General features: G+C 67.5%; 28 protein-coding genes. 16 read left to right on the top strand and 12 right to left on the bottom strand.

The window, feature by feature from the left end; translation table 11 throughout:
* Positions 1-2 precede the first annotated feature (2 nt).
* The 5 genes from tolB to ACN6PJ_RS18555 all read left to right on the top strand — a co-directional run bounded on the left by tolB (position 3) and on the right by ACN6PJ_RS18555 (position 4478).
* Positions 3-1325 (top strand): Tol-Pal system beta propeller repeat protein TolB, encoded by a 1323-nt coding sequence (gene tolB / locus ACN6PJ_RS18575; RefSeq protein ID WP_427997308.1) that lies wholly within the window; start codon positions 3-5, stop codon positions 1323-1325.
* Between the two features lie 31 nt (positions 1326-1356).
* Entirely contained in the window at positions 1357-1857 is a 501-nt protein-coding gene (gene pal, locus ACN6PJ_RS18570) for a peptidoglycan-associated lipoprotein Pal (RefSeq protein ID WP_175209997.1), read from the top strand.
* Between the two features lie 85 nt (positions 1858-1942).
* Positions 1943-2632: a tol-pal system protein YbgF gene (gene ybgF / locus ACN6PJ_RS18565; RefSeq protein ID WP_427997307.1), complete on the top strand. Its 690-nt coding sequence runs from the start codon at positions 1943-1945 to the stop codon at positions 2630-2632.
* Entirely contained in the window at positions 2632-3675 is a 1044-nt protein-coding gene (locus ACN6PJ_RS18560; protein WP_427997306.1) for a FecCD family ABC transporter permease, read from the top strand. Before ybgF ends, ACN6PJ_RS18560 begins: the two co-directional genes overlap by 1 nt.
* Entirely contained in the window at positions 3672-4478 is an 807-nt protein-coding gene (locus tag ACN6PJ_RS18555) for an ABC transporter ATP-binding protein (protein ID WP_427997305.1), read from the top strand. Before ACN6PJ_RS18560 ends, ACN6PJ_RS18555 begins: the two co-directional genes overlap by 4 nt.
* A 15-nt stretch (positions 4479-4493) precedes the next feature.
* Here the strand turns inward: ACN6PJ_RS18555 and ACN6PJ_RS18550 are convergent, their stop codons facing one another.
* Positions 4494-4991 (bottom strand): YbaK/EbsC family protein, encoded by a 498-nt coding sequence (locus ACN6PJ_RS18550; RefSeq protein WP_427997304.1) that lies wholly within the window; start codon positions 4989-4991, stop codon positions 4494-4496.
* 141 nt (positions 4992-5132) lie between these two features.
* On the opposite strand from ACN6PJ_RS18550, the gene ACN6PJ_RS18545 reads away from it, so the two are divergent.
* A complete protein-coding gene (locus ACN6PJ_RS18545; protein ID WP_427997303.1) occupies positions 5133-5942 on the top strand; it encodes an alpha/beta fold hydrolase in 810 nt (269 codons plus the stop codon).
* Here ACN6PJ_RS18545 and ACN6PJ_RS18540 read toward each other — a convergent pair.
* Complete coding sequence (locus tag ACN6PJ_RS18540; protein WP_427997302.1) at positions 5939-6409, bottom strand: Lrp/AsnC family transcriptional regulator; 471 nt, start codon at positions 6407-6409, stop codon at positions 5939-5941. The genes ACN6PJ_RS18545 and ACN6PJ_RS18540 overlap by 4 nt on opposite strands.
* Before the next feature lie 245 nt (positions 6410-6654).
* Here ACN6PJ_RS18540 and ACN6PJ_RS18535 point away from each other — a divergent pair, with 245 nt between their 5' ends.
* Positions 6655-7608 (top strand): DMT family transporter, encoded by a 954-nt coding sequence (locus tag ACN6PJ_RS18535; protein ID WP_427997301.1) that lies wholly within the window; start codon positions 6655-6657, stop codon positions 7606-7608.
* Positions 7609-7615: 7 nt separating this feature from the next.
* On the opposite strand, the gene fusA is transcribed toward ACN6PJ_RS18535, so the two are convergent.
* From fusA to ACN6PJ_RS18515, 4 genes are all read right to left on the bottom strand, one after another.
* Complete coding sequence (fusA, locus tag ACN6PJ_RS18530) at positions 7616-9727, bottom strand: elongation factor G (RefSeq protein WP_427997300.1); 2112 nt, start codon at positions 9725-9727, stop codon at positions 7616-7618.
* Between the two features lie 251 nt (positions 9728-9978).
* Positions 9979-10443, bottom strand: a complete 465-nt coding sequence (locus ACN6PJ_RS18525; RefSeq protein WP_043544932.1) for a universal stress protein — start codon at positions 10441-10443, stop codon at positions 9979-9981.
* Between the two features lie 98 nt (positions 10444-10541).
* Positions 10542-10886 (bottom strand): TIGR01244 family sulfur transferase, encoded by a 345-nt coding sequence (locus tag ACN6PJ_RS18520; RefSeq protein ID WP_043544931.1) that lies wholly within the window; start codon positions 10884-10886, stop codon positions 10542-10544.
* Positions 10887-10927: 41 nt separating this feature from the next.
* Positions 10928-12388 carry a PLP-dependent aminotransferase family protein gene (locus ACN6PJ_RS18515; RefSeq protein WP_427997299.1) on the bottom strand — a complete coding sequence of 487 codons (1461 nt, stop codon included), beginning with the start codon at positions 12386-12388 and terminating at the stop codon, positions 10928-10930.
* Between the two features lie 112 nt (positions 12389-12500).
* Between ACN6PJ_RS18515 and ACN6PJ_RS18510 the strand changes: the two genes are divergently transcribed.
* Positions 12501-13421, top strand: a complete 921-nt coding sequence (locus tag ACN6PJ_RS18510) for a DMT family transporter (protein ID WP_427997298.1) — start codon at positions 12501-12503, stop codon at positions 13419-13421.
* Complete coding sequence (locus ACN6PJ_RS18505) at positions 13418-14062, top strand: LysE family translocator (RefSeq protein ID WP_427997297.1); 645 nt, start codon at positions 13418-13420, stop codon at positions 14060-14062. Before ACN6PJ_RS18510 ends, ACN6PJ_RS18505 begins: the two co-directional genes overlap by 4 nt.
* A gap of 9 nt (positions 14063-14071) precedes the next feature.
* Here ACN6PJ_RS18505 and ACN6PJ_RS18500 read toward each other — a convergent pair whose 3' ends face one another.
* The gene (locus tag ACN6PJ_RS18500) at positions 14072-14764 is read right to left on the bottom strand and encodes an LrgB family protein (protein ID WP_427997296.1); all 693 of its coding nucleotides are present in this window, start codon (positions 14762-14764) and stop codon (positions 14072-14074) included.
* A complete protein-coding gene (locus ACN6PJ_RS18495; protein WP_427997333.1) occupies positions 14754-15158 on the bottom strand; it encodes a CidA/LrgA family protein in 405 nt (134 codons plus the stop codon). Before ACN6PJ_RS18495 ends, ACN6PJ_RS18500 begins: the two co-directional genes overlap by 11 nt.
* Positions 15159-15254: 96 nt before the next feature.
* Here ACN6PJ_RS18495 and ACN6PJ_RS18490 point away from each other — a divergent pair, with 96 nt between their 5' ends.
* Both ACN6PJ_RS18490 and ACN6PJ_RS18485 read left to right on the top strand, forming a co-directional pair.
* On the top strand, positions 15255-16142 hold the full coding sequence (locus tag ACN6PJ_RS18490; RefSeq protein WP_427997295.1) for a LysR family transcriptional regulator: 888 nt from the start codon (positions 15255-15257) through the stop codon (positions 16140-16142).
* 38 nt (positions 16143-16180) lie between these two features.
* Positions 16181-17068 (top strand): alpha/beta hydrolase, encoded by an 888-nt coding sequence (locus tag ACN6PJ_RS18485; RefSeq protein ID WP_427997294.1) that lies wholly within the window; start codon positions 16181-16183, stop codon positions 17066-17068.
* A gap of 18 nt (positions 17069-17086) precedes the next feature.
* Here ACN6PJ_RS18485 and ACN6PJ_RS18480 read toward each other — a convergent pair whose 3' ends face one another.
* Positions 17087-17554, bottom strand: a complete 468-nt coding sequence (locus ACN6PJ_RS18480) for a multidrug/biocide efflux PACE transporter (RefSeq protein ID WP_427997293.1) — start codon at positions 17552-17554, stop codon at positions 17087-17089.
* Positions 17555-17666: 112 nt separating this feature from the next.
* Here ACN6PJ_RS18480 and ACN6PJ_RS18475 point away from each other — a divergent pair, with 112 nt between their 5' ends.
* Positions 17667-18530 (top strand): LysR family transcriptional regulator, encoded by an 864-nt coding sequence (locus tag ACN6PJ_RS18475; RefSeq protein WP_427997292.1) that lies wholly within the window; start codon positions 17667-17669, stop codon positions 18528-18530.
* A 10-nt stretch (positions 18531-18540) separates the two neighbouring features.
* On the opposite strand, the gene ACN6PJ_RS18470 is transcribed toward ACN6PJ_RS18475, so the two are convergent.
* Positions 18541-19356 carry a ChbG/HpnK family deacetylase gene (locus tag ACN6PJ_RS18470; RefSeq protein WP_427997291.1) on the bottom strand — a complete coding sequence of 272 codons (816 nt, stop codon included), beginning with the start codon at positions 19354-19356 and terminating at the stop codon, positions 18541-18543.
* 36 nt (positions 19357-19392) lie between these two features.
* On the opposite strand from ACN6PJ_RS18470, the gene ACN6PJ_RS18465 reads away from it, so the two are divergent.
* Entirely contained in the window at positions 19393-19788 is a 396-nt protein-coding gene (locus tag ACN6PJ_RS18465; RefSeq protein ID WP_427997290.1) for a GtrA family protein, read from the top strand.
* Here ACN6PJ_RS18465 and ACN6PJ_RS18460 read toward each other — a convergent pair.
* Positions 19748-21331 carry a glycosyltransferase family 39 protein gene (locus ACN6PJ_RS18460; RefSeq protein ID WP_427997289.1) on the bottom strand — a complete coding sequence of 528 codons (1584 nt, stop codon included), beginning with the start codon at positions 21329-21331 and terminating at the stop codon, positions 19748-19750. The genes ACN6PJ_RS18465 and ACN6PJ_RS18460 overlap by 41 nt on opposite strands.
* Position 21332: 1 nt before the next feature.
* A complete protein-coding gene (locus ACN6PJ_RS18455) occupies positions 21333-22325 on the bottom strand; it encodes a glycosyltransferase family 2 protein (protein WP_427997332.1) in 993 nt (330 codons plus the stop codon).
* A gap of 222 nt (positions 22326-22547) precedes the next feature.
* On the opposite strand from ACN6PJ_RS18455, the gene ACN6PJ_RS18450 reads away from it, so the two are divergent.
* The 3 genes from ACN6PJ_RS18450 to ACN6PJ_RS18440 all read left to right on the top strand — a co-directional run bounded on the left by ACN6PJ_RS18450 (position 22548) and on the right by ACN6PJ_RS18440 (position 25926).
* Entirely contained in the window at positions 22548-23051 is a 504-nt protein-coding gene (locus ACN6PJ_RS18450) for a GNAT family N-acetyltransferase (RefSeq protein WP_427997331.1), read from the top strand.
* A gap of 167 nt (positions 23052-23218) precedes the next feature.
* The gene (gene gltS, locus ACN6PJ_RS18445) at positions 23219-24427 is read left to right on the top strand and encodes a sodium/glutamate symporter (RefSeq protein WP_427997288.1); all 1209 of its coding nucleotides are present in this window, start codon (positions 23219-23221) and stop codon (positions 24425-24427) included.
* Complete coding sequence (locus ACN6PJ_RS18440; RefSeq protein ID WP_427997287.1) at positions 24424-25926, top strand: TAXI family TRAP transporter solute-binding subunit; 1503 nt, start codon at positions 24424-24426, stop codon at positions 25924-25926. Before gltS ends, ACN6PJ_RS18440 begins: the two co-directional genes overlap by 4 nt.
* Positions 25927-25958: the final 32 nt, after the last annotated feature.

Below are 25958 nucleotides of genomic sequence, written 5' to 3'. Positions count from 1 at the left end.
ATATGACTCCCGCTTATAGCCGACGAGTACCCCAGCTCGCTCTCTGGCGATCGTATGGACTCGGGCTGCTGATGCTGGCGCTGGCCTGCCTGATGGCCATGAAGCCCGCCCATGCCCAGTTGCGCGTCGATATCTCGGGCACCGGGGCCACCCAGTATCCCGTGGCGATCGCCGACTTCGCCGTGGACGACACCCACGGCCGCGCCCTGGCCGACGTGATTCGCGCCGACCTGACCCGCACCGGCCAGTTCCGCCTGATCAACGCGGCGGGCTCCGGCTTGAACGTCGATTCCCCCATCGCCCACGACGACTGGCGCGCCAAGGGCGCCGACTTCATCGCCTACGGCAGCATCTCGCGCGGCGCCGACGGCCGCTACGACGTCCGCTACCGCCTCGCCGACACCGTCAAGAAGGGTCAGCTCGACGGCGTGGCGTTCTCCGGCACCGAACAGGAACTGCGCCGGGTCGCCCACCAGATCGCCGACCGCATCTACGAGAAGATCACCGGCGTTCGCGGCGTGTTTTCGACCCGTATCGCGTATGTGCTGAAAAAAGGCGCCACCTACGAACTGCAGGTTGCCGACGCCGACGGCCAGAACCCCCAGGTGGCCCTGCGCTCGCGGGAGCCCATCATTTCCCCGTCCTGGTCGCCCGACGGCTCCAAGCTGGCCTACGTGAGCTTCGAATCCGGCAAGCCCGTCGTGTACGTGCACAATCTGGCTTCCAGCGCCCGCGCTCCTGTCGCCAACTTCAAGGGCAACAACAGCGCGCCCGGCTGGTCGCCCGACGGTTCCAAGCTGGCGGTGGCCCTGACGCGCGACGGTTTGTCGCAAATTTACATCGTTAGCGCGACGGACGGCTCCAATCCGACCCGAGTTACGCGTTCTCCCGGCATCGACACCGAACCGAGCTTTACGCCGGACGGGGCATCCATTATCTTTACGAGTGACCGCAGCGGCGGGCCGCAGATCTACCAGACCGGCTCGAGTGGTGGCGAAGCACGCCGCCTCACGTTTAATGGTGGTTACAACATCTCACCCCGAATTTCCCCCGACGGATCGACGCTGCTGTACGTTGCAAGACGCGACGGCGCGTTTCGAATCGCGTCGTTGAACCTGTCCTCAGGCGCCGAGACCTTGCTGACTGATGGTCGTGACGATCAGTCCCCGAGCTTTGCGCCGAATGGCATGCAAGTCCTTTACGCCGCCATCCAAAATGGCCGTAGCGTGCTTGCGGGTGTCTCGAGCGATGGCCGCGTACGGCAGACGCTTTCGGTACTGAACGGGGAAATACGTGAACCGACTTGGGGCCCATTTACCCGATAACACGTGTGACTCTCTTTGCAAAGGAACTATCATGAAGTCGCGCATTGCCAAAAGCCTAACCATCGCCGCTCTGGCTGCCACGCTGGCAGCTTGCAGCTCCGTCCCTCTCGACGATAAAGCGGGTCAGGGCGGAGGCGCTGGCCAAGGATCCTCGGCCTCCGGCCAGATCCTTGATCCCTTCAACCCCCAAAGCATCCTGGCGCAACAGCGCTCGGTATACTTTGACTTCGACAGCTACACGGTGTCGGACCAGTACCGCAGCCTGGTGGAAACCCACGCCAAGTACCTGGCCTCGCACCAGCAGCAGACCATCAAGATCGAAGGCAACACCGACGAACGCGGCGGCGCTGAATACAACCTGGCCCTGGGCCAGCGCCGCGCGGATGCCGTGCGCCGCATGATGACCCTGCTGGGCGTCAGCGACAACCAGATCGAAACCATCAGCTTTGGTAAGGAAAAGCCGAAGGCGACCGGTACGTCGGAAGCCGACTTTGCGGAAAACCGTCGCGCCGATATCGTCTATCGCCGCTAAACTCTCCGTATAGTCGAGTGTCCTACCACGCGTCGGGACGGTCAGCCGGCCGTCCCGACGTTTGTTTTTATACCCGGGAATTTTCATGCGCGATAACGTTCTGTCCCTGCGTCCCCTGATTTTGGCCACTGGCCTGGTGTTCGCGGCCCTGGCTGCTCCGGCCCACGCTTTTTCCGACGATGAGGCCCGCCGGGCCATCCTGGATCTGCGCCAGCAGGTACAGCAGCAGAACGAGCAGAGCCAGCGCGCCAAGCTGCAATTGGCCGACCAGATCCAGGCGTTGCAGCAGGAAGTCGCCCAACTGCGCGACCAGCTCGAACTGGTTTCGCGCCAGCAGCCCAGCGCCAAGCCGGGCGGCGCGGCCGGCAGCGCGAACCCGCCGGGAGCCTCCGCGGGCGATCCGCAGGAACAGGCTGCCTACGACGGCGCAATCGACCTGTTCCGCAAAGGCCAGTACAAAGACGCCGCCGAATCGCTCGCCGCGTTCACCGCGCTGTATCCAGCCAGCCAGCTGGCGCCCAGCGCCCAGTTCTACCTGGGCAGCAGCCGCTATGCGCTGAAGGACTTCAAGGGCGCCATCGACCAATTGAACGCCATGGTCCAGAAGTCTCCCGACAATGCCCGCGCCCCCGACGCCTTGCTCGTCATCGCCGGCAGCCAGATCGAGCTGAACAACCGCGCCGGCGCCAAGACGACGCTGCAGCGCATCGTCCGCGACTACCCGACCACGCCGGCCGCCGGCACGGCCAAGAGCCGGCTGCAGCTGTTGCAGTAATGCCGCCAACCGCAAGCGCGGTTGCCGCCTACCGGCACATCCTGCGCCGCCGGGCAGGGCTCGTCGCCCTGCTGCTGGCGGCGATTTTCTTGGCGCTCCTGGTCGACTTCACGGTGGGTCCTTCGGGCCTGCCATGGCGCGATCTGTGGCGCACGCTGACGGCGCCGGCGGCCGCCGATCCGACCTACCGGGTCATCGTGTGGGACATCCGCCTGCCCTCCGCGCTGATGGCGGCGCTGGTGGGCATGGCGCTGGGGCTCGCGGGCGCCGAGATGCAGACCATCCTGAACAATCCCCTGGCCAGTCCGTTCACGCTGGGCGTGTCGTCCGCCGCCGCCTTCGGGGCCTCGCTGGCGATCGTGCTGCAATTGGGCCTGCCCGGCATCCCCGCCGGGTGGCTGATCGCGGGCAACGCCTTCCTGTTCGCGATGCTGGCTGCGCTGCTGCTGGACGCCGTGACCCGCTGGGGCGGTATGAACACCTCGGCGGTGGTGCTGTTCGGCATTGCCATGCTGTTCACATTCAATGCCCTGGTATCGCTGGTCCAGTTCATGGCCAGCGCCGAAGCCCTGCAGAACCTGGTGTTCTGGACCATGGGGAGCCTGTCGCGTTCCGGCTGGGCGTCCGTGGGCGTGCTGGCGGCCGCCATCGGGCTCGCCCTGCCCCTGTCCATGCGCCAATCCTGGAAACTGACCGCCCTGCGCCTGGGCGAAGACCGGGCGGCGAGCTTCGGCGTGGACGTGCGCCGCGTACGCGTGGCCGCCCTGGCGCGGGTCAGCCTGCTGTCGTCCCTGGCGGTCGCCTTCGTAGGCACGATCGGCTTCATCGGACTGGTGGCCCCGCACATCGCGCGCCGCCTGTTCGGCGAAGACCACCGCTATTACCTGCCGGGCAGCGCCCTGGTGGGCGCCGTGATCCTGTCGCTGGCGTCGATTGCGTCGAAGAACCTCGTCCCCGGCGTCATCGTTCCAGTCGGCATCGTCACCGCGCTGGTGGGCATCCCCTTCTTCGTGTCCGTCGTCCTGCGCCGGCAAATGCCATGACTGCCGACGCCGCGCCGCCGATGGAGCTGGCCGTGGCCGGACTTAGCGCCGGCTATGGGCGCGGAGACGTGCTGCACGCGCTGACCCTGCCCGCGCTGCGGGCGGGGGAAGTCACCGCGCTGCTCGGCCCGAACGGCAGCGGCAAATCAACGCTGCTCAAGGCCCTGGCCGGCCTGGTGCGCGCCCGGGCGGGCAGTGCCGTGCTGGACGGGCAGGACCTGATCCGCCAGGGATTCGGAGAACGCGCCCGCCACGTGGTCTATCTGCCGCAGAGCCTGCCGGCCGCGGTGCATCTGCGGGTCTTCGAATCGGTGCTGGTGGCGGCCAGGGCCAGCGGCGACGCGGCATCGTGCTCCGACCCGCAAGCCATCGAACGGCTGCTGGAACGCCTGGGCATAGGCCACCTCGCGATGCACTACCTGGATGCGCTGTCTGGCGGCCAGAAGCAGTTGGTGGGACTGGCGCAGGCGCTCGTCCGGCACCCGCGCGTGCTGCTTCTGGACGAACCCCTCTCGGCCCTGGACCTGAATTACCAGTTCCACGTCATGCGCCTCCTGAAGCAGGAAACGCGGGAACACGGCCTCATCAGCCTCATCGTCCTGCACGATCTGAACGTGGCGCTGCAACACGCCGACCGCGCCGTGATGATCCATGGCGGGCGGCCGTATGCGGCGGGCGCGCCCGCAGACGTGATCACCCCCGCGTCGCTGGCGGACGTCTACGGCGTGCAGGGACGGGTTGAAACCTGCTCGCGCGGCTTGCGGCAGGTGCTGATCGACGGCCTGGAAGCGCACCCGCGCTGAGGCGGGCCGCGGCGTTCAGGCGCGCTGCGCCACGTCCGAGACCGGCGCGCCGGTCATATCCGCCAACTGCTGCGGAGTCAGGTTGAACACGGCATGCGGATGCCCTGCGGCGGCCCACAGACTGCCGTAGTTGAACAGGTCCGCGTCCAGCAACATCACCGGCTTGACCGTGTGGCCGATGGGGCATACGCCGCCGATTGCGTAACCAGTCATGTCGCGCACGAACTTGGCATCCGCCTTGGCCAGCTCGCCCACCTGCGCGGCCACCTTGGCTTCATCCACGCGGTTGACGCCGCTGGCGATCACCAGCACCGGCGCATTGTCGGATGCGCGGCGGAAGATGATGGATTTTGCGATCTGCGCGACTTCGCAGCCCAGGCCCGCCGCGGCCTCCGCCGAGGTCTTGCCGGTCTGCGGCAGGACGACCACGGGTTTGTCGTGGCCCAGCTCCAGCAACAGGCGAGCGACGCGTTGGGCGGATTCGGGCAAGGCGGCAATGGACTCGGGGGACATCGGGCAGGGCTCCGTTCTTGGAAAGCATGCCGGCGCGAACCGGCGCCGGCAGATCGGAAACGAGTGTATCAGCGTCGGCGCGCCCTGCCCCGCAGGCGGCGCCGGGCTAGAATGCGGGCCTGGCTTTTCCATACGAATCCCATGCGTTCCGAACCCGTCCTGCCCCTGCAAACCGCGCTCATCGACGGCTACGCCATGTCCTACACCGAGTACGGCACCGGCGCGCCCCTGGTGCTGGTGCATGGCTCCCTGTCCGACTGCCGGTACTGGAAATCGCAGATGGCGCCGCTGGGCCGGTCGTTCCGCGTGCTGGCCGTGTGCCTGCGACGCTATTGGCCCGAGGCCTGGGACGGCGCGGGCGACGGCTTTTCGATCGAGCAGCATGCCAGCGACGTGCTGGAATTCATCGACACCGTGGCCGGCGGCCCCGCCCACCTGGTGGGCCATTCGCGGGGAGGCCGCATCGCGCTGGAAGCGGCGTTGCGCCAGCCCGATACGCTGCGCAGCCTCACCCTGGCCGATCCCGGGCTGCCGCTGCCTGGCGAGGATGACCTGCGCGGCGGATTCCGCCAACAGGCGCTGGCCCTCATCCGCCAAGGCGACATCGAGGCAGGCCTGGCCCTGTTCGTCGATACCGTGACCGGCCCCAACACCTGGCAGCGCATGGTGCCCTGGTTCAAGGAAATGGTGCGCGACAATGTCGGCACGCTGTTCGGGCAGGCGCTGGAAACACCGCAGGCGCTGTCGCCGCAGCAGATCGGCGCGCTGAAATTGCCGACCTTGCTGATCGGCGGCGCCCTGAGCCCTTCCCCCTATCCGGCGGTGCTCGACGCGCTATCGCAATGGCTGCCGCAAGCGCACCGGGTGACGATCACCGGATCTTCCCACGGCATGAACCTGGGCAATCCACGCGCCTTCAATGGCGCCATCGAGGAATTCATCGGCGGCTAGGGCTCCACCGAAGGCGTGTGCTTCAGACGCCGCAGCACGAACGTGGAGCGGCTGTGGCGCACGCCGCGCAACTTGTATAGCCGCTTGCGGAGAAACGCCTCGTAGCCCTCGGTGCCCGCCACGGCCACCTTGATCAGATAGTCGTATTCCCCTGTGACGAGAAAGGCCTCGACCACCTCCGGCAGGCGGGTGATCTCCTCGCCGAAGCGCGCCAAGGTGTCGTCGTCGTGGTGCTCCAGCGTCACCTCGATCATGACGGTGTCCGGCAGCCCCAGCGCTTTCTGATTCAGCAGGGCCGCGTAGCCCTCGATCACCCCTGCCTCTTCCAGCGCCTTGACCCGGTTCCAGCACGGCGTGGGCGACAGCCCCACCTGCTCGGCCAGTTTCAGGTTGGTGAGCCGCCCGTCCGCGCGCAACGCACGCAGGATCTTGCGGTCGGTTTCATCGATCTTGGGCGTTGCGGACATGGCCTCGGGAGGGGGAAAGTGAAAATATCTGGGAAATCAGATTTTAATGGATAGATATTTTCCAAATCCACCGAATCTGGCGTGAATCAGGAAACCTATTTTCCGCTCCTCCCCGTAGACTCTCTTGCAAGACGGCCGCTTATCCCGGCCGTCGGATTTCGGCGCTGACGCTGCGGCACAACCCGGCGCGGGCGCCGGCAGTTTCAACGCCTCATGCCGCGTGCCGATCCGCGCGGCGGGAAATCATGTCCTTCGCAGCAGCACCCGCAAGATCCGGCCTGGGCCTCTCCGGCGCCGCCATGCTATTCACCGCCCCGGCGCTATTCGCCTCCAATATGGTCGCGGCCCGCTGGGCCCACGACGCAAGCCTTCCCCCCGTCTTTCTGGCCTTCGGCCGCTGGCTGATCGCGCTGCTGATCCTGCTGCCGCTGGCCGCGCCCGCCTTGCGCGCGCACCGCGGGACGCTGCGGCGCAGCCTGCCATCGCTCGTGCCGCTGGCGGTGCTGGGCATGGGCGTGGCGGTGGCGCCGCAATATATCGGCGCCCAGACCACCAGCGCCACCAACATCGCGCTGATTTTCTCCTGCAGCCCCATCCTGGTGGCATTGCTGGAGGCCGTGCTCTGGCGCAAGCCCCTGTCGGCGCTGCGCGGCGCCGGCCTGGCGCTCGCCCTGGGAGGCGTGCTGGTGGTGCTGTCGCGCGGCGACGCGCAAGCCTTCGCCCGCCTGGCTTTTGGCCAGGGCGACCTGTGGGTGTTGCTGGCGGCCACCGGCTGGGCCTTCTATACCGTGCTGCAAAAGCGCCTGACCCTGCCCGCGGTACCGGACAGCGCGCGGCTGGCGACGCTGATGCTGGGCGGCGTGTTCGCGCTGGCGCCCTTCGCCGCCATCGAGGCCGCCTCCGGCGCCATGCCGCCATGGACCGATCCGCGCCTGGCCGCGGTACTGCTGTTCCTGGCCATGGTGCCCAGCCTGGGCGCCTATTACGTGTACGGCAAGTTGATCAGCCAGGCGGGCCCCGCCACGGCGGGCGTGTCGATGTTCCTGGTGCCGGTCTATGCGGCGCTGCTGGCCTGGCCGCTGCTGGGCGAGGCGCCGCAGCTGTTCCATGCCTACGGTTTCGTGATGATCCTGCTGGGCGTGAGGCTGGCTTCGTCGCGCATGCGCGCGGCGGCGGCCAGGGCAGCGGCCCCGGCCTAGCCTCCGTTCAACGGCCCGCCCCCTGGGCCGCCATCACTTCCTGCGCGACCTGGCGCGGCGCCTCGGCGTAGTGCTTGAACTCCATGGTGTACGTGGCCCGCCCCTGCGTCAGCGAACGCAGCGAGGTCGAATAGCCGAACATCTCGGCCAACGGCACCTCGGCCCGCACCAGCTTGCCGCCGCCCCCGGCGATGTCCTCCATGCCCTGGACCAACCCGCGGCGGGACGACAGGTCGCCCATGACGTTGCCCGTGAAGTCCTCGGGCGTTTCCACCTCGACCTGCATCATGGGCTCAAGCAACACCGGATCCGCGCGGCGCATGCCTTCCTTGAACGCCATGGACGCCGCCATCTTGAACGCGTTCTCGTTCGAGTCCACGTCATGGTACGACCCGAAGAACAGCGTCACCTTCACGTCCACCACGGGATAGCCGGCCAGGACGCCGGCGTTCAGCGATTCGCGCACGCCCTTGTCCACAGCAGGAATGAATTCGCGCGGCACGACCCCGCCCTTGATGGCGTCGACGAACTCGTAGCCCTTGCCGGGCTCCTGCGGCTCGAGTTTGAGCACCACGTGGCCATACTGGCCGCGGCCGCCGGATTGCTTGACGAACTTGCCTTCGGCTTCGTCGCAGGTCTTGCGGATGGTTTCCCGGTATGCCACCTGCGGCTTGCCCACGGTGGCCTCGACGCCGAACTCGCGCTTCATGCGGTCGACAAGGATTTCCAGGTGCAGCTCGCCCATGCCCGAGATGATGGTCTGCCCCGATTCCTCGTCGGTGCGCACGCGGAAAGAGGGGTCTTCCTGGGCCAGGCGGCCCAGCGCGATGCCCATTTTTTCCTGGTCGGCCTTGGTCTTGGGTTCGACGGCCTGCGAAATCACCGGCTCGGGAAACACCATGCGTTCGAGGATGATCACGTGCGCGGGATCCGTCAGCGTATCGCCGGTGGTCACGTCCTTGATGCCGACGGCGGCGGCGATGTCGCCCGCATAGACCTCGGTGATCTCGCGCCGCTCGTTGGCGTGCATCTGCAGGATGCGGCCCAGCCGCTCCTTTTTTTGCTTGGTGGGATTGAAGACGGAATCGCCCGACTTCACCACGCCCGAATAGACGCGGAAGAACACCAGCTGGCCGACGAAGGGATCCGTCATGATCTTGAAGGCCAGCGCCGAGAACGGCTCGTTGTCGGCGGGATGGCGCTCGATCTCGCGGTCGCGCTCGTCATGGCCCTTGATGGCGGGCACGTCGACGGGCGAAGGCATGTAGTCGAGGACGGCGTCCAGCATGGCCTGCACGCCCTTGTTCTTGAAGGCGCTGCCGCACAGCATGGGCACGATCTCGTTGGCGACCGTGCGCATACGCAGGCCCTGCTTGATCTCGTCCTCGGTCAACGGTTCGCCCGACAGGTATTTCTCGAGCAGCGTCTCGTTGGCCTCGGCGGCCTTCTCGACCATTTTGTCGTGCCATTCCTGCGCCTGCGCCTGCATCGCGGCCGGGATGTCCCGGTACTCGAAGCGCACGCCCTGGCTGGCGTCGTCCCAGATGATGGCTTTCATCTTGACCAGGTCGATCACGCCTTCGAAATGGTCTTCGGCGCCCACGGGCAGCTGGATGGGCACGGCATCGCCCTTCAGGCGCTCGGCGATCTGGCGATGCACGCGCAGGAAGTCCGCGCCCACGCGGTCCATCTTGTTGACGAAAGCCAGGCGCGGCACCTTGTACTTGTTGGCCTGGCGCCAGACGGTCTCGGACTGGGGCTGCACGCCGCCCACCGCATCGTAGACCATGACCGCGCCGTCCAGCACGCGCATGGAGCGTTCGACCTCGATGGTGAAGTCCACGTGGCCCGGCGTGTCGATGATGTTGATGCGATGCTCGGGATAGTTGCCGGCCATGCCCTTCCAGAAGGCGGTGGTGGCGGCCGAGGTGATCGTGATGCCGCGTTCCTGCTCCTGCTCCATCCAGTCCATCACCGCGGCGCCGTCGTGCACTTCGCCGATTTTGTGGGTGATGCCGGTGTAAAAGAGGATGCGCTCGGTGGTCGTCGTTTTTCCCGCGTCGATATGGGCGCTGATGCCGATATTGCGGTATAGCTCGATACGCGTCTTGCGAGTCATGGCCTCTTCCTTGGAGTGAGCCGCCAGGCAAAGACGGCAAGCCCGACCGGGCGTTGCCGCGGCGGGCGCCATGCCGCAGAGAGTGCTTTAGAGTGGCGAAATCGCGCCCGCGCTGATGCTTAAATATTACGCGTGCCGGCCTCAACATACAAAGGCCGGCAACGTGTCCCGGACCGGGGAAAGGACGAAAAAAAGCCCCTCGGCCAAGAGGGGCTTGCATGCCTTGCGGCGGCCGGCCTGGAGGCAGGCGCCTACTTCTTTTCTTCCTTCACGCGGTAGACCAGCACGGCGGTGCTGGCCAGCGACAGGACCTTGGCCGTGACGCTGCCCAGCAGCAGGCGCGACAGGCCGCTGCGGCCGTGGCTGCCGATGAAGATCAGGTCGCAGCCGGCGTCGGCGGCGGCTTGCACGATGCCGTCGGCGACGTTGAAGTTGGACACGGCGCGCGCCTCGGACTTCACGCCGGCGGTGTCGGCGCGGTCCGTGATCTGCTTGAGGTACTTGTCGGCCTGCTCGGCCGAGGCCTTTTCGTAGTCTTCGTCGGTAATGGCATAGGCAGCGGCCATGCCGTCAAAGCCGATCGTGGCTGCGAAGGGCTGCGTCACGTAGAGGGCGACGACTTCAGCGCCTACGGAACGCGCAAAGCAAATACCAGCGTTGGCGGCTTGCGCCGAGAGCGGCGAACCGTCGGTGGGAATCAGGATCTTCTTGAACATCTGCCTGCTCCTGTTTGAGAGGAGTCTCCATGCTACCGGAAACACGCCAGGTTCACATCAATTGAACCCGGCATGCTTGATGCGCGTCAATCTCCCGTTCAGCCCAGCTGCTGGGCGGCCGCGAACAGGTTCGTGCAACGGGTGCCCGTGCGGCAGTACGCCAGCACCGGGCCCGGAAGGGTGCGCAGCAGTTCGGCGAAACGCTGCACGTCGGCGGCGGTCATGGCGCTGCCCACCACGGGCTGGTATTCGATCTGCAGGCCCGCTGCCTGCGCCGCCTTGGAGACATCCGCGGCGGTGGGTTGGTCCGGGCCGCCCTCGAAATCGGGACGGTTGATGATGACGCTTTTGTAGCCGGCGGCGGCGACGTCTGCCATGTCGTCCGGGCCTAGCTGCGGGGCCACGGCGAAATTCTGGGTAAGGGGTTTGATGGGTGCGGACATGACGTTTCCTTCAATGGCTTCAGAGATATTGCTGCCTACTATTATTGATTGCCGGACCGGGTTTGCGCGAAGATTTTTTCAAGATCGGCCCAAATGCCCCGGTGATCCGCGATGGTTACCGAAAAGCGCGCCATGGTCGACGGCGCCTGCGACGGGGAAAACAGCGTGCCCGGCGCCAGCAGCATGCCATGATCGGCCGCCACGCGCGCCAGCTGCTCGGAATCGCGGCCGCAATCCGCCCAGACGAACATGCCCGCGTGCGGTTCGCGGGGCACCGTCAGCCCCAGCCTGAGGAGCCCTTTCAGGCACCGCTGGCGGGCCTCGTCCACCCGCGCGCGCACGCGTTCGATATGCCGCCGGTACTGCCCTTCCATCAGCACGCGGTGCACGACCCGTTCGCCCAGTTCGGGCGAGGTCAGGCCTGCCAGCATCTTCAGGTCGGCCAGCTTCTGCAGGATTTCGGGATTGGCCGCCAGATAGCCCACGCGCAGGCTGGCCGCCAGCATCTTGGAATAGCCGCCCACGAGGATCACGCGGTTCAGGCGGTCCAGCACGGCCAGTTTCATGGCCCCGCCCGGGTGCAGCTCGCCGTAGGTATCGTCTTCGACGACCATGAAATCGTGCTTCTCGGCGATCCGCAGGATGTCGTAGGCCACGCCGGCCGACAGCGTATGGCCCGTGGGGTTGTGCACGGCGCTGTTGACGATGAAGAGCTTGGGTTTGTGCTGCTCCGCCAGTTGCTGCAGCAGCGCCGTGTCGGGGCCGTCCGGGCCGCGCGGCACGCCGATCAGGCGCGCCCCGAAGGCGGCGAGGCGGCCGAAGATGACGAACCAGGCGGGATCCTCGACCAGCACGGTGTCGCCCGGCTTGACCAGGTACCGCGCGATCAGATCCAGGGCGTGCGTGACCCCATTGGTCGTGAGCAGGTTCAGTTCCGGATGCGCCGGCACCCCATCGTTCTGCAACGAGGCGGCGATCTGCTGGCGCAGCGGCGCGAAACCTTGGGGATGGCCGTAGCTGACCAGATGCCCGCGCACCGAGCGTCCGACCGCTCGCACCGCCCCGGCCACCATTTCCGGGTCCAGCCAATCCGGCGGCAGCAGGCCCGCACCGCCCGGCATGCCCAGGGCGGAGTTGTCGCGGAACATGCTGCGCAGAAGCCAGGCGACATCGATCCTGGCCGGCGGCGCCAGGCTGCTGGGTGCCGCCGAGGCCACCGCCGCCAGCGGACCGCTGCGCGCCCGGACGAAGAAACCCGCGCCCCGCCGCGACTGGACCAGCCCCCGCGCCACCAGCCGGTCGTAGGCCTCCACCACGGTGAAGCGGCTGACGCCGGACTGTTCGGCCATTTTGCGGATGGACGGAAGCCGGGTGCCGGGCCGCAGGCCCTGCTCGTCGATACGGCGGGCCAGACCGTCGGCCAGTTGGGCCACCAGGGTGGCGTCGGCCTGGCGCACGGGCTGCCAGGGCAAAGTAGGCGAACTAGCGGAAGCAACTGTCATGGGGATTTCACCAGGCCAGTGATTAAAGTGACATGCAAAAGTGTACCGGTACTGTACCGATGACTATGCGTAGAGTGGCAGCAATAACGAAAACCCGCAACTGGTGGCTGTAATGACCCGTCCCGCTTTCTATCCCTCTTCCCAGGCCGCCGCCGGCGCGCCAGGCATGCCCTGGGAAGGCTACGCCTACGGATTCCTGGGGGTGCTGGTCTTTTCCCTGACGCTGCCCATGACGCGGCTGGCCGTGGCCGAGCTGCAGCCGCTGCTGGTCGGGCTGGGCCGGGCGCTGGTGGCGGCCGTGCCAGCCGTCGCCCTGCTGTGGCTGACGCGCGCGCGCCGGCCGAACCGGCAGGAGTGGCCCGGCGTGATCCTGGCGGCGCTGGGCATCGTCGTGGGCTGGCCGCTGGCCTCTTCCTTCGCCATGCAGACCGTGCCCTCGTCGCACGGCGCGGTATTCAACGGGCTGCTGCCGCTGTCGACCGCTGCCTTTGCCGCCCTGCGCAGCGGCGAGCGCCCCTCGGCCACGTTCTGGGCCTGGGCCCTGGCCGGCGCCGCGCTGGTCACGGCCTATGCCTTGCGCCAGGGCCACGGCACGCTGTCCCTGGGCGATCTCTGGCTGCTGGTGGCGGTGGTGCTGGGCGGCATGGGCTACGCCGAAGGCGCGCGCGCCTCGCGCACCCTGGGCGGCGGGCGCACAATATGCTGGGCCCTGGCGATCAGCGCCCCCGTCGTGGCGGCCCCGGTGGGCTGGATGGCGGCGCAGGCCAGCTGGCCCAGCGCCACGGTCGTCCTTGCCTGCGCCTATCTGGCGTTCGGCTCGATGTTCCTGGGATTTTTCGCCTGGTACCGCGGCCTGGCCGTGGGCGGGATCGCCCGGGTAGGACAAGTACAGTTGCTGCAACCCTTTCTCACGGTGGTGGCGGCGGCGCTGCTGTTCAACGAATCGGTGGAAACCGCAACCTTCTTCTTCGCGGCCGCGGTGATCGTCGTGATCGCCGGCGGACGCCGCGCCATCGTCGGAACCAAGAAATGAATCTGCTTCCCTCCAATTGGGCCGACGTGCCCCTGATGTCTTTGTCCTTGCTGGGCCCGCTGGCGACGTTCGCCCTGGTCAGTTCGATCACTCCCGGACCGAACAACGTGATGCTCGCGTCCTCCGGGCTGAATTTCGGCTTCCGCCGCAGCATGCCGCACCTGCTGGGCGTGAACCTCGGATTCACGCTGATGATCTTCCTGGTGGGCATCGGCCTGGGCTCGGTGTTCCAGCAGGTGCCCCAGCTGTACACGGTGTTGAAGTACGCGGGCGCCGCCTATCTGCTGTACCTGGCCTGGAAGATCGCCAACTCGGGCGGCATGGACGATGGCGAGGTGCGCGGCAAGCCTTTCACCTTCCTGCAGGCCGCGGCCTTCCAGTGGGTCAACCCCAAGGCATGGGTGATGGCTGTGGGCGTGGTGGCGACCTATACCCCGCAAAACGGCTTCTTCGCGAATCTCGTGATCGCCACCCTCGTCTGCGGCATCGTCAACCTGCCCAGCATCGGCATATGGGTGACCTTCGGCACGGCGCTGCGCCGCGTGCTGCACCGGCCATGGGCCATCCGCGCCTTCAACGTCAGCATGGCGCTGCTGCTGGTTGCGTCCCTGTACCCCGTCGCCCTCGAACTGGTGCACTGAAGCGGGCGCTCAGGCCTGCAGGGCCACGACCACGGCTGGCGTAACGAGCACGTTGAACAGGCCCGCCATCACCATCACCAGGCCCGCGACCGCGCCCTCGTCGGCGGCCAGTTCGCGGGCCTTCGCGGTTCCGGCGCCGTGCGCGCCCATGCCGAAGAGCGCGCCGCGCGCGAGCGCCGAGCGCAACGGCAGCCAGCGGCGCATGAACTGGCCGATGGCCGCGCCGAACACGCCCGTCACGATGACGAAGACCGCGGTCAGGTCGGGCACGCCGCCTACGTGGGACGACACGGCCACCGCGAAGGGCGTGGCCACGGAACGCGGCAGCAGGCTCAGCCGGAGATCCGCCGGCAGGTCCAGCAAGCTGCCCAGCAGCCAGGCGCTGGCGCCCGCGATGAGGCTGCCCACGGCCACGCCGGCCACCAGCACTGGCCAATAGCGGCGGATCAGGGCGCGCTGCTCGTAGAGCGGCAGCGCGAAGGCCACGATGACCGGCCCCAGCATCGCCATCAGCCAATGGGACCCCGCCATATAGTCCCGGTACCCGGTATGGAGCGCGATCGCCAGCGCCAGCAGCAGGGCCGGCGCCACGACCAGGGTCGACGTGCACCAATAGGCGTAGCGGCGATAGAAGAGCCGGGCGCCGGCGTAGGCGAGTACCGTCGCCGCCGGCCAGAACAGCAGGTTGAAATCACGCGGCACGGCGGTTCATCCAGCGATAGCAGAAGTCGATGGTGAGCGCCGTGCCCGCCATGACCAGCGCGGTGCCCAGCAGGATGACCGCGAGCAGCTTCAGGCCCAGCACGCCCAGGAACTCGCGATGGTCCAGCAGCGACATGACGGCGGGCACGAAGAACAGCAGCATCTCTCCCAGCAGCCAGCTGGCGCCGCGATGCACATTGCGCACGCGCAGGCGGCGCGTCGCCAGCAGGGCCAGCACGATGGCCATGCCGATGACGCCCCCGGGCACAGGCAGGCCCAGGACCTGGGCAAGCGCCTGACCCAGGCATGAAAACAGGACGATCAGACAGATCTGCAGCACGCGGCTGCGGCGCAGGACGCTGCGCAAGAGAATGGTGTGGCGGGGAAAGGGCATCACGACGGTTCCAGCGGCAAGCTTCCGTTTTACGCCCATGCTTTCCATAGATAAAATGAATTCATTGAATCCACCCTATTCCAATGAGGCATAGCCATGGAACTGCGCCCCTTGCGCGCCCTGGTCGAAGTCGTTCGCCAGGGGGGCTTCTCGCAGGCGGCCAAGGCGGTATTCGCGACCCAGCCCACGGTCAGCAAGGCTGTGCGCCAGCTCGAAGACGAACTGGGCATGCCGTTGCTGGACCGCCACGCGCAGCCTTTGCGCCTGACGGCGGCAGGCGAAATCGTCTATCGCCGCGCGCTGGCCATGCTGGCCCAGCGCGACGATCTGTACGCCGAACTGGACGAATTGAAAGGACTCAAGCGCGGGGTGCTGCGGCTGGGCCTGCCGCCGCTGGGCAGCAGCACCCTGTTCGCCCCCATGTTCGCGCGCTTCCGCAGCCGCTACCCGCAGGTGGAAATCAGCCTGGTCGAGCACGGCAGCCGCCGCCTCGAGGAAATGGTGATGGCCGGCGAAATCGAACTGGCGGCCTCGCTCAAGCCCGTGCCCGACCATTTCGAATGGCAGCCCGTGGCCCGCGAACCGCTGGTGGCGCTCATGCCGGCCGACCACCCCAAGGCCCATGCGGAGGCAGTGAGCCTGCTCGAATTGCGGGATTCGCCGTTCATCCTGTTCGAGACCGGCTTCGCCTTGAACCGCATCCTGCATGACGCCTGCCAGCGGGCCGGCTTCGCGCCTGCGATCGCGGCGCGCAGCGGCCAGATCGATTTCATCGTGGCGCTGGTGGCGGCCGGACTGGGCGTGGCGTTCCTGCCGCGCCTGAAGGCCCGCGAAGAGCTGCATGCCGGCGTGTCCCGCGTGCCTCTGCGCGACGAGGGCACGGACTGGGAAATGGTGCTGGTCTGGCGCCGCGGCGGCTATCTGTCGCATGCCGCGCAGGCCTGGCTGGCCTTGACCCGCGAGGTCCATCCCGAAGTATGCTGATGCCGGAACCCCGCCGCCCCGCCCGGGTCACATAAGCCATGCCCGCACTATCCCGCCTGCCTTTCCGCCGCCTGCTCGCCGCCGTCCTGCTCACGGGCGCCGGCGTCGTAGGTTGCACGCAACTCGATTCCTGGCAGCGCCAGACCATTTTTTCTCCCCAGGCCGAGCCCCAGACCTGGTGGCGCGAACCCGCCGCCGGCACCCAGGTATACGACCTGCCGCTGGCGGGCGGCGACCACGTGCGCGCCTGGTACTGGCAAAGCCCGCAGGCGAACGCCCCTACCGTGCTGTACTTGCACGGCGCGCGCTGGAACCTGAACGGCAGCGCCTTCCGGATAGACGGCTGGACGCGCATGGGCTATTCCGTGCTTGCCATCGACTACCGCGGCTTCGGCGCCTCCACCGCGCGCCTGCCCTCCGAAAAAAGCGCGCAGGAAGATGCCATCGCCGGGCTGCGGGAACTGGCCCGGCTCCAGCCTGACCCTTCCCGCCGCTTCATCTACGGGCACAGCCTGGGCGGCGCGATCGCGATCGATCTGGCCGCGCGGCCGGAACAGCCGGACTTCGCCGGCCTTATCGTGGAGTCGAGTTTCACCAGCATCGGCGCGATGCTGGCCACCCTGCGCTGGGGCAAGGTGCCGGGCGCGAGCCTGCTGGTCACCCAGCCCTTCGACTCGGTGGACAAGCTGGCCCGCATGCACACGCCCATGCTGTTCGTGCATGGCACCGCGGACCGCGTGGTGCCGCATACGATGAGCGACGAGCTGTTCGCCGCGGCGCGCAATGTTGCGCCGGACATGAAGCGCCTGGTGAAGATAGAAGGCGCCTCGCATTCGGGCGCCTTCCGCAGCGGGGCGCAGTACGAGGACGCGGTAAGAACCTTCACGCGCGACGCCAGCCGCGCCTACCGGCGCAAGGCGGGCTGAAGCGCCGCGCGAGCGCGCTCAGCGCGCGGCGGCCGGGGCGGCCTGCCCGCCGTTGCGGCCCAGCCATTTCATGGCGTGCGGGCGCAAGCGGTCATAAGCCAGGTTGTAGAAGAAGGCATAGGGCAGGTAGAACAGCACCAGCGCGATATCCAGGACGAACGCCTGCCACAAGCTGATGCTGAGCCACCAGGCCGCCAGCGGGATCACGATCAGGATCAGGCCCAGTTCGAAGCCGAATGCGTGCACCACGCGCACCCGCAGGTTGCGCGTCCAGCCGAGGCGGTTCTCGATGCGGTCGAATCCGGCGTTGTAGATCATGTTCCAGACCAGGGCGATCCAGGCGATCACCGCGGTCAGCACGCCCATCTCGAACAGGGACTTGCCCATGGCCCAGGCCGCTGCGGGCGCGCACAGGCCGATGGCGAGGACTTCGAACAGAAAAGCGTGGATGAAACGTTCTTTGAGGGTTTTCTTGGCTTGCGTCATGACCCACCTGAGGTCGATTGCGACAGAATGGAAGCGATTTTCGACGATATTTCCGTTACGATAAAGATAGAATTCATCGGAAAAACCGATATACCTCACACGGGCTCTTCCCATGCGCCACTCACTGGAATCCCTGGCGGCTTTCGCCCAGGTCGCCTCGGAAGGCACTTTTTCCGCGGCAGCCCGCAAGCTGGGCAAGAGCCAGTCCACCATCAGCGAGACCATCGCCAACCTGGAGGTGGATCTGAACGTGACCCTGTTCGACCGCAGCCAGCGGCAGCCCGTGCTGACCGAGGCGGGCCAGGTCCTGCTGGGGCAGGCCCTGCAGGTGCTTGCCGCCAACGACCGCCTGAACCGCAGCGCAAGCCAGCTTTCCGAGGGGCTGGAGCCCCGCCTGACGCTGGTGCTGTCCGATACGTTCCAGTCGGAAACCTTCGAAACCATGCTCAGCCAGATCGACCAGCGCTATCCGGCCCTGCGTTTCGAATGCCTGATCGCGGAATACGAAGACGTCGTGGCACTGGTGCAACAGGGGCGCGCGCACCTGGGGCTGATGGCCGCCCAGGACGACTATCCGCCCGACGTGGCGCACGCCACCCTGGCGGAGCGATCGGAAATCGTCCTGTGCGTGGGCCGCAGCCATCCGCTGGCCAAGCTGCCCAGCGTCACGGAAGACCAGCTGAAATCCGAACGCGCGCTGCGCCTGAGCACCTATGAGCTGGGCGACAAGGAGACCGAGCCGGCCTATTCCACCTGGTCGGCGCCCGGCTATCTGATGCTGCTGGAAATGGCCAGCCGCGGTTTTGGCTGGACCGAATTGCCGCGCTGGATGATCCAGCGCTTCGGCCAGGACCAGCTGGCCGAACTGAAGGCGCCGGGGTGGCCGCGCCACATCCGGGTGGATGCGGTCTGGTCCAGGCGCCGGGCGCTGGGGCCCGCCGGAGCCTGGCTGCTGCAAAGCCTGACGGGCGGCTAGGCCCCTCTCCTCACCGCGCGGCGGCCGGCAGGCGCGAGATGTGTACGCCGTTGTTGTTGAGCCAATCGCCCAGTTTGGGGCTGGCCAGCACGTCGAACTCCGCGCGGCGCTGGCGCGACATGGCGCTGCCGTCCTTGCAGTCCACGGCGGGGTGGCACATGAGCAAATCGCAATCGCGTGCATTGAACAGCCAGTTCTGCAGCAGGTCCGCGTAGCGCCGCCTGCCGCCCTCGAACCCGTAGACGCCGAGCAGCCGGCGATTGGTGCGCAGGCCATGCTTGCTGGCCTCGCGCGCCAACGCCGTCGCGCCCAAGGCGCCGATGACGCGGGCCTTGATGGCTTCGCGCAGCGGAATGCCGCTCTGCATGCCCGGGCTGGTCTGGCGCAGCCAGGGACGGTTTGCGCCGTAGCGGCGCTTGAGCAGCAGCAACAGGCGCGCGCGGATCCCGGGCAACTGATGCACGTGCTGGTGGCCGTCGACATAATCCGGCGCGCGCCCCACGGCGGCCTCGAAGGCATCGAACTGGCGTTCGAGATGCGAGTCGATCCATGCGGCGTCCAGGCGGCCCGCATAGGCATTGAAGACCAGCCGGCCCAACGCGGGCATCGGCTCGGCTTCCGGGTCCAGCGCTTCCGTGAAGTTCACGTGCAGTCCGACGTCGACATCCAGCGGCGCGAGCCGCCGCGCGTTCGCGGCGAACGACGTGCCCAGCGCCAGGCAGCTTACCGCGCTGAGACGGCCCATGCCCGCAAGGGCGATCATGCCTTCATCGATATCGGCATTCATGCCAAAATCGTCACCGCAGACCACGATACGTTTGCTCATCGCAATACCCCTTACTTCCAATCCACCACGTTTTCCATGCGCGCCCTGCTGCAACAAGTAAGCACCTTCATTGCTGTCGGATGCGCCGCCGCGGCCACGCACTGGGCCGTTGCCGTCGGCTGCGTGGAGGCCGCCGGAATCCCTCCGCTCGCCGCCAACCTGGCCGGCTGGCTGGTCGCGTTCGCGGTTTCCTTCGCTGGCCACTACCGGCTTACCTTCCGACATTCAAAAACCCCTTGGACAGTAGCAGCGCGTCGTTTCTTTCTTGTGTCAGCCGCCGGCTTCGCCATCAACGAAGCCTCGTACGCCTGGCTGCTGCACAGCACCGCCATCCGCTACGACATCCTGCTTGCCCTGATACTGGCCGGGCTGGCCATCGCCACCTTCATCGCTAGCCGGCTGTGGGCGTTCCGGCACAGACCCGCTGCCTGAGGGCGGCATCCGCCTCGACGAGCCACATGGCGTATTTCGCGCTGCTCACCACGGGCGCCAGGCCTCGCAGCGGCAGATAGACGGGATTGTCCGCGACGGTGCCCCACACCCAGTAGCGCGCCCCGTCCGGCGCCTTGCACAAGCGGGCGTTGAACTGAGCCGGGCTCACCAGCACTTCCTGTCCCGTGGCGGGGTCGAATTTGGCCGCGTCGTACAGTTCCTTGCGCCAGTTGTCCCGGTTCGGCACCTCGGGGTTGAGCCAGTCGTCGACGACCCACGTCGGCCGGGGGGCCCGGGCATACAAGGCCAGGTCGAAGGGATAGGCGTGCAGCGACACGAAGGTATCTTCCGGCCGGGCCTGCTCCCGCACGACCCTGGCCAGCGGGCCCGCGCTGCCACGCACGTTGTTGGCGGCGACGCCCACCGCGATCACGCAGATGCCCGCCGCCGCCGCCGCGCCCAAGCGCACCAGACGCGGCGTCACCGCTTCGCGCTCGCCGCGCCACGCGGCCAGAATGACTTCCGACAGCAGGAAAGCCAGCGGCGCCAGCGCGGGCAGGACGTAGCCCACCAATTTGGAATGCGGCAGCGAAAAGAACACGATCACGACGGCGAACCACAGCAGCGCGAACCGGCGCAGGTCCTGCGCCGGACCTTCCGCCCAAAATGCCTTGCGCAGGATTCCGCCGCCCCACAGGGACCAGGGCAGGCTCAACCCCACGATCACCGGCAGATAGAACCAGAATGGCTGGGCATTGTTGAACCCCGTGGCGGCGAAGCGCTGGAAGTGCTGATAGACGAAGAAATAGTCATAGAAGCCCGGGTAGCGCAGTTGCATCAGCACGAACCACGGCGCCATCACGGCAAGAAATGCCAGCACCGCGGGCGGCCAGAGCAGCGCGGCCAGCCCGCGCCAGCGCCGCCCCCACGCGAGCCAGAGAAACAGGATGGCGCCCGGCAGTACCACGCCGATCAGGCCCTTGGCCAGCACGGCCAGGGCCGCCAGCGCGGCGGCGGCCAGCGACATCCAGCGCCAAGGCTGCCCGCGCTCCGCCCGCAGTACGGTGTCCGCCGCGGCCAGCAGGCAGAGCGTGATCATGCCCGCGACCAGCATGTCCAGGTTCGCAAACTGCGCTCCGCCGTAGAAGAACGGCATGGTGGCCAGGATCAGCACCGTCAATGTGGCGGATGCCGCGTCGCGGTAGCGGCGCAGAAAGCCGTACAGCGCCGCCGCCGCGCCCCACGCGGCCAGCCAGGACGGCACGCGCGCCGCCCAGGGATGCACGCCGAACACCGAAAAGGACAGCTCGGTCAGCCAGTAGTAGAGCGGCGGTTTGTGAAAATAAGGCATGCCGTCCAGCAGCGGCACGGCATGCGAACCGCTGCGCAGCATGTCCCAGGCCACGCCGGCGTAGCGGCCCTCGTCGGGCAGCGTCAACGGCCTCAACCATGCCAGCCAGGCCAGCCAAATCCCGATCGCGAGCAGAAAGCGTCCTGCCGGCGGGGTCCAGATGGAGCGCCCCCGTTGTGTGATGGCGGACATGTCAGCGCAGGTCCTGGTCCGGACGGGAAGCGCGCCCCTGGCGGCGGCGCACCACGAACAGCGGCCGGCCTTTCACCTCGTCGAAGATGCGGGCGACGTACTCGCCGACCACGCCCAGCGAAATCAGGTTCACGCCCGCAAAGAACAGCACGGCCGTCACGATGGTCGTCCAGCCCGAGACCGGATTGCCCGACAGCAGGTAGTCGCCGACGAGATAGGCCGCGTACGCCAGCGCCAGCACGGCAAAGGCCACGCCCACCAGGCTGACCAGGCGCAACGGCCAGGTCGTGAAGGCGGTCAGCCCGTCCAGCGCCAGGCGGAACAGGCGCATGCTGCCGAAGCGGCTATCGCCGTGCATCCGTTCGTCCGGGGTATAGGCCAGCGCCTCGCCCTTGAAACCGACCCAGGCATAAAGGCCTTTCATGAAGCGGGTGCGCTCCGGCAAGGCATTCAGGGCGTCTACCACGCTGCGGTCCATCAGCCGGAAATCGCCGGCGTGGGCGGGCACGTCCACGCCGCGCGCGCCGCTCAGCAGCTTGTAGAACCAGCGCGCGCCCGAACGCTTGATCCAGGATTCGTCGGCGCGGCTCTCGCGCACCGCATAGACCATTTCGGCGCCGGCGGCCCAGCGCGCCAGCATCTGCTCGATCAGCGCCGGCGGATGCTGCAGGTCGGCGTCCAGGCAGATCACTACGTCGCCCGTGGCGGATTCCAGCCCGGCGCTGAGCGCGGCTTCCTTGCCGAAATTGCGCGACAGCTGCACATAGCGAAAGCCCGCGTGCTCGGTCCATTCCGCCATGAGCGCCTCGGTGCCGTCGGTGCTGCCATCGTCGGCGACGATCACCTCCCAGCTCGAGCACAGCGCCGTGAGCCGGCTGCGCAACAAGGGCAGCAGCACCCGCAGGTTCTCGCATTCATTCAGGCAAGGAATGACGCAGGTCACGCAGGTGTCGTACGGCACATTGGCTGCCGGCGCGGACCAAAGCGATTCCATGGGAAACGATTTGGCCAGCACTTGCGGGGCAATGGGATCGGACCGGAATTGGATGTGCATGGAACTCTAGACTCGGAATGCAGGACACTATGCCGGGCAGTATGCGCAGGGACTCGTCGAATTTTCATGAAATGCCGGCGGCAAAGCGGGGACGGGCCGGCATCGCTACAATGCGCCCGAGTTCCTGTTTTTCAGATCGTCATGCAATACCGAGTCAGGCCCATGCTTGCCGGCGACGTGGACGGCATCCTGGCCGCCCAGACCCTGGCCTACCCCGATTTCCTGCTTGAAAGCGCCGGTTTCTTCCAGAACCGGCTGGCGCTCGCGCCCTCGCACTGCTGGGTCGCCGATACGGCGGCGCCGGCCGGCCGTGACGGCCTGCTGGGTTATCTGATCTCTTATCCCTGGGATGCGGGGCTGCCGCCGGCCCTGGACGTCGCGCTGGAATCGCTGCCGGCCGGCGCCGACCACTGGTTCCTGCACGACTGCGCCGTCGTGCCACGGGCCCAGGGCCTGGGAGTCGGCCAGGCGCTGGTCCGCGCCGCCGCCGGTTCCGCCCTGGAGCATGGCCTGCGCCGGGCCAGCCTGGTATCCCTGGGATCCGCGACGGGCTATTGGCGGCGCCAAGGCTACGCCCCCATGGCCGTCGCCGGCGCTGGCCTGGCCGCAAAGCTCGCCGGCTACGGGCCGCAAGCTCAATATATGGCGCGCGAGCTGCCGCTCTAGCCGCCCGCGCGCGGCAGCCCTTCCCTGCTCGGCATCCCCGGGCGATGCCTGCCCGCCCCATGTACAACGCCGCCGCCGCGGACGTAACATAAGCCGCATGCGTGTGAGGCGGCAGGATTCCCATAGCCGGAAATCTAACTGCGCCCCGACAGGGCGCAAAGGTATCTATGATCTCGCTTTCGCCCGTTCAATCGCTGTTGGCCTGCTGCCTGGTGCTCGTCGTCGGACGGGTACTGACCACCCGGATCGGGCCCCTGGCCCGCTACAGCATTCCCGATCCCATCGTAGGCGGCCTGCTGTTCGCCGTGATCGCCTACCTGCTGTCGACCTGGGGCGGCATATCCGTTTCGCTCGAAACCAGCGTCAAACCGACCTTGCTGCTGCTGTTCTTCGGCTGCATCGGCCTGACTGCCAATCTCAAGCTGCTGGCCAAGGGCGGCCCCCGGCTGATCGCCTTCCTGCTGGCCCTGATTCCATTCCTGGTGCTGCAGAACGCCGTGGGGCTGGGCATGGCCTGGCTGCTGGACATGCACCCCTTGATGGGCCTGCTGGGCGGCACGATCACCCTGGTGGGCGGGCACGGAACGGGCGCGGCCTACGCCACCCGCTTCGCCGATTTCAACAATATCCAGGACGTGATGGCGCTGGCGATGACCTCCGCCACCATGGGCCTGGTGCTGGGCGGCGTGGTGGGCGGCCCGGTAGCGGAATGGATCATGCGGCGGCACAAGCTGTCCGGCAGCCTGGACCATGCGGCAGACGCCAAGCATGAGGCCCCGGACCTCGCGGACGACACCGGCCCCGCTTCCGCCGGCTCGTTCATCGTGTCGCTGACCGCCGCTTTCGTCTGCCTGGTCGTCGGCGGCTACCTGGCCGCGCTGGTCGAAGACGCGCCCGTCAGCCTGCCCAATTTCCTGTGGTGCCTGGCAACGGGCGTGGTCATCCGCAACGGCGGCGAGCACCTGGGCCTGAAACTGGATGACCGCGTCACGGACATCATCGGCACGATCGCCCTGTCGCTCTTCCTGGGCATGACGATGATGACGCTGGACCTGTCCAGCGTGGCGCGCCTGGCCGGTCCGCTGGCGCTGATGCTGGCGGTGCAGACCCTCTTCTGCGCGCTGTACGCGTCCTGGGTGGTGTTCCGCCTGCTCAAGCGCGACTACGAGGCGGCCATCATGTCGGCGGCCTTCTGCGGCTTCTCGCTGGGCGCCACCGCCACCGCCATCGCCAATATGCAGGCGCTGACGCGCCGCCACGGCCCCGCCCCCGAAGCATTCATCGTGGTGCCCGTCACCGGCGCGTTCCTGGTCGACATCCTCAACGTGATCGTGCTGACTTCGCTGATCTCCTTGCCGTTCGTGGGAGGGATGTGAGCATGTTCAAACGTCTCGTTCTCCTGCTCCTCTGCCTGGCGCTGACGGCCTGCGGCCGCGCGCCCGACGCCGACATGCTGCGAACCGACGTCGAGCGCAGCCTGGCCTCGGCCTACGGCGACGGCCTCTTCCGGATCGCCGAACTCAAACGCATGGGATCCGCCGCGGACAACGGCGCGCCCCCGGGCGAAACCCGTCGCGTGGTCTATTACGACATCGCCCTGGACGTGGGACGCGACGTGTCGCTCGGCGCCTGGGACCAGCCGGGCGCCGCGTCGCTGGTCACGCTGCTGGGCGCGGGCCCGCGCAGCATCAGCGGCGTGAAATCCGGCGGCAATCAGGCCGGCGACCGCATCGTCGCCCACGCCAGCGCCATCTACCGCCAGGAAGGCGAGGGCTGGAAGCTGGTGACGCCCGCCGGCTTCAAGGCGGCCGAGGCTCCCAACCTGGACACCGGCGCGCCGCCGCCCGTCACGCGCCAGCTGCTGGACACGCTGGACCAGATCACCCATTCCGTCGCCTACAGCGCTTCCAGCACCGCGCAGCACGTGGTGCAGCAGGAACTGGAGCGCTCGGTGGCCCGAATCAACGGCCGCCTGTCGCGCCTGCAGCAAGGCTATCCGCTGGCGGGCGGCCCGGACCGCGGCGAATACGTGGCGTTCGCCCGCGCCCTGAGCGCCGTGGCCCGCAGCCAGCAGATCCGCGTATCGCCGCTCATCACGGGCGGCGGCGCCGAGAACATCGCGCTGCTGCGCAGCGGCGACGCGGTGGTCGGGCTGGCGCAGGCCGACACGGCGCGGCTGGCCTATGACGGCAAAGGGCCGTTCGCGGGCCAAGGGCCGTTTACCGGCCTGCGCGCCCTCGGCAGCCTCTATCCGGAGCTGGTCCACATCGTCGTGCGCGACGACGCCTCCCTGCGCGGTGTGCGCGACCTGAAAGGCAAGACCATCGCGCTAGGCCCGGAAGGGTCCGCGGTGCGGGCCACGCTGGAAGCCGTGCTGGCCGCGCACGGGCTGCAGCCCGGCCGCGACTACACGGTCGCCAGCACGCCCTTCGCCGCCTCCCTGCCCGCGCTGAATTCGGGGGAGGTCGACGCGGCCGCCCAGGTAATCGGCGTGCCGGCGACGCCGCTGCGCGACGCGCTGACCCAGGCCCGCCTGAAACTGCTTCCGCTGGACCCCGCCGCCATCAAGGCGCTGACGGCCTCGGACAGTTCGCTGATGCCGCTCGACATCGCCGCGGGCACCTATCCCAATCAGGCGGAAGCGATACCCACCGTGGGCATGGCGGCGCTGCTGCTCACCACCGCCGACCTGACGCGGGACGAAGCCCTGGTGATCGTGCGCGCCGTCTACCTGACCGGGCAGGACCTGCTGGCCGCCGGCTCGGCCCAGGGTGCCCAGGTCTCCATCGCGACCGCCCGCCGCGGATTGACCGTGCCGCTGCACGATGGCGCCCAGGAAGGCCTGGCCGCGCTGGAACACGGCAAACCGCGATGAGGCCGTTGCGCTTATGATGGCGCTCCTCATCA

Origin of the sequence: Achromobacter sp. (assembly GCF_050285585.1) — a bacterium.
Lineage (GTDB): Bacteria > Pseudomonadota > Gammaproteobacteria > Burkholderiales > Burkholderiaceae_B > Achromobacter.
Note: the sequence above shows the minus strand (reverse complement) of the source record. Positions and strands in the feature narration are given on the sequence as shown.

What these genes read in the sequence shown, in the direction of transcription:
- ACN6PJ_RS18460 (WP_427997289.1), bottom strand. Translation starts at nt 21,331, where the DNA reads ATGTCCGCCATCACACAACGGGGGCGCTCCATCTGGACCCCGCCGGCA.
- ACN6PJ_RS18480 (WP_427997293.1), bottom strand. Translation starts at nt 17,554, where the DNA reads ATGACGCAAGCCAAGAAAACCCTCAAAGAACGTTTCATCCACGCTTTT.
- ACN6PJ_RS18470 (WP_427997291.1), bottom strand. Translation starts at nt 19,356, where the DNA reads ATGAGCAAACGTATCGTGGTCTGCGGTGACGATTTTGGCATGAATGCC.
- ACN6PJ_RS18555 (WP_427997305.1), top strand. Translation starts at nt 3,672, where the DNA reads ATGACTGCCGACGCCGCGCCGCCGATGGAGCTGGCCGTGGCCGGACTT.
- ACN6PJ_RS18475 (WP_427997292.1), top strand. Translation starts at nt 17,667, where the DNA reads ATGCGCCACTCACTGGAATCCCTGGCGGCTTTCGCCCAGGTCGCCTCG.
- ACN6PJ_RS18485 (WP_427997294.1), top strand. Translation starts at nt 16,181, where the DNA reads ATGCCCGCACTATCCCGCCTGCCTTTCCGCCGCCTGCTCGCCGCCGTC.
- gltS (WP_427997288.1), top strand. Translation starts at nt 23,219, where the DNA reads ATGATCTCGCTTTCGCCCGTTCAATCGCTGTTGGCCTGCTGCCTGGTG.
- ACN6PJ_RS18465 (WP_427997290.1), top strand. Translation starts at nt 19,393, where the DNA reads ATGCGCGCCCTGCTGCAACAAGTAAGCACCTTCATTGCTGTCGGATGC.
- ACN6PJ_RS18540 (WP_427997302.1), bottom strand. Translation starts at nt 6,409, where the DNA reads ATGTCCGCAACGCCCAAGATCGATGAAACCGACCGCAAGATCCTGCGT.
- ACN6PJ_RS18510 (WP_427997298.1), top strand. Translation starts at nt 12,501, where the DNA reads ATGACCCGTCCCGCTTTCTATCCCTCTTCCCAGGCCGCCGCCGGCGCG.
- ACN6PJ_RS18560 (WP_427997306.1), top strand. Translation starts at nt 2,632, where the DNA reads ATGCCGCCAACCGCAAGCGCGGTTGCCGCCTACCGGCACATCCTGCGC.
- fusA (WP_427997300.1), bottom strand. Translation starts at nt 9,727, where the DNA reads ATGACTCGCAAGACGCGTATCGAGCTATACCGCAATATCGGCATCAGC.
- ACN6PJ_RS18505 (WP_427997297.1), top strand. Translation starts at nt 13,418, where the DNA reads ATGAATCTGCTTCCCTCCAATTGGGCCGACGTGCCCCTGATGTCTTTG.
- ACN6PJ_RS18515 (WP_427997299.1), bottom strand. Translation starts at nt 12,388, where the DNA reads ATGACAGTTGCTTCCGCTAGTTCGCCTACTTTGCCCTGGCAGCCCGTG.
- ACN6PJ_RS18545 (WP_427997303.1), top strand. Translation starts at nt 5,133, where the DNA reads ATGCGTTCCGAACCCGTCCTGCCCCTGCAAACCGCGCTCATCGACGGC.
- ACN6PJ_RS18495 (WP_427997333.1), bottom strand. Translation starts at nt 15,158, where the DNA reads ATGCCCTTTCCCCGCCACACCATTCTCTTGCGCAGCGTCCTGCGCCGC.
- ACN6PJ_RS18455 (WP_427997332.1), bottom strand. Translation starts at nt 22,325, where the DNA reads ATGGAATCGCTTTGGTCCGCGCCGGCAGCCAATGTGCCGTACGACACC.
- ACN6PJ_RS18450 (WP_427997331.1), top strand. Translation starts at nt 22,548, where the DNA reads ATGCTTGCCGGCGACGTGGACGGCATCCTGGCCGCCCAGACCCTGGCC.
- ybgF (WP_427997307.1), top strand. Translation starts at nt 1,943, where the DNA reads ATGCGCGATAACGTTCTGTCCCTGCGTCCCCTGATTTTGGCCACTGGC.
- ACN6PJ_RS18490 (WP_427997295.1), top strand. Translation starts at nt 15,255, where the DNA reads ATGGAACTGCGCCCCTTGCGCGCCCTGGTCGAAGTCGTTCGCCAGGGG.
- tolB (WP_427997308.1), top strand. Translation starts at nt 3, where the DNA reads ATGACTCCCGCTTATAGCCGACGAGTACCCCAGCTCGCTCTCTGGCGA.
- pal (WP_175209997.1), top strand. Translation starts at nt 1,357, where the DNA reads ATGAAGTCGCGCATTGCCAAAAGCCTAACCATCGCCGCTCTGGCTGCC.
- ACN6PJ_RS18520 (WP_043544931.1), bottom strand. Translation starts at nt 10,886, where the DNA reads ATGTCCGCACCCATCAAACCCCTTACCCAGAATTTCGCCGTGGCCCCG.
- ACN6PJ_RS18535 (WP_427997301.1), top strand. Translation starts at nt 6,655, where the DNA reads ATGTCCTTCGCAGCAGCACCCGCAAGATCCGGCCTGGGCCTCTCCGGC.
- ACN6PJ_RS18550 (WP_427997304.1), bottom strand. Translation starts at nt 4,991, where the DNA reads ATGTCCCCCGAGTCCATTGCCGCCTTGCCCGAATCCGCCCAACGCGTC.
- ACN6PJ_RS18525 (WP_043544932.1), bottom strand. Translation starts at nt 10,443, where the DNA reads ATGTTCAAGAAGATCCTGATTCCCACCGACGGTTCGCCGCTCTCGGCG.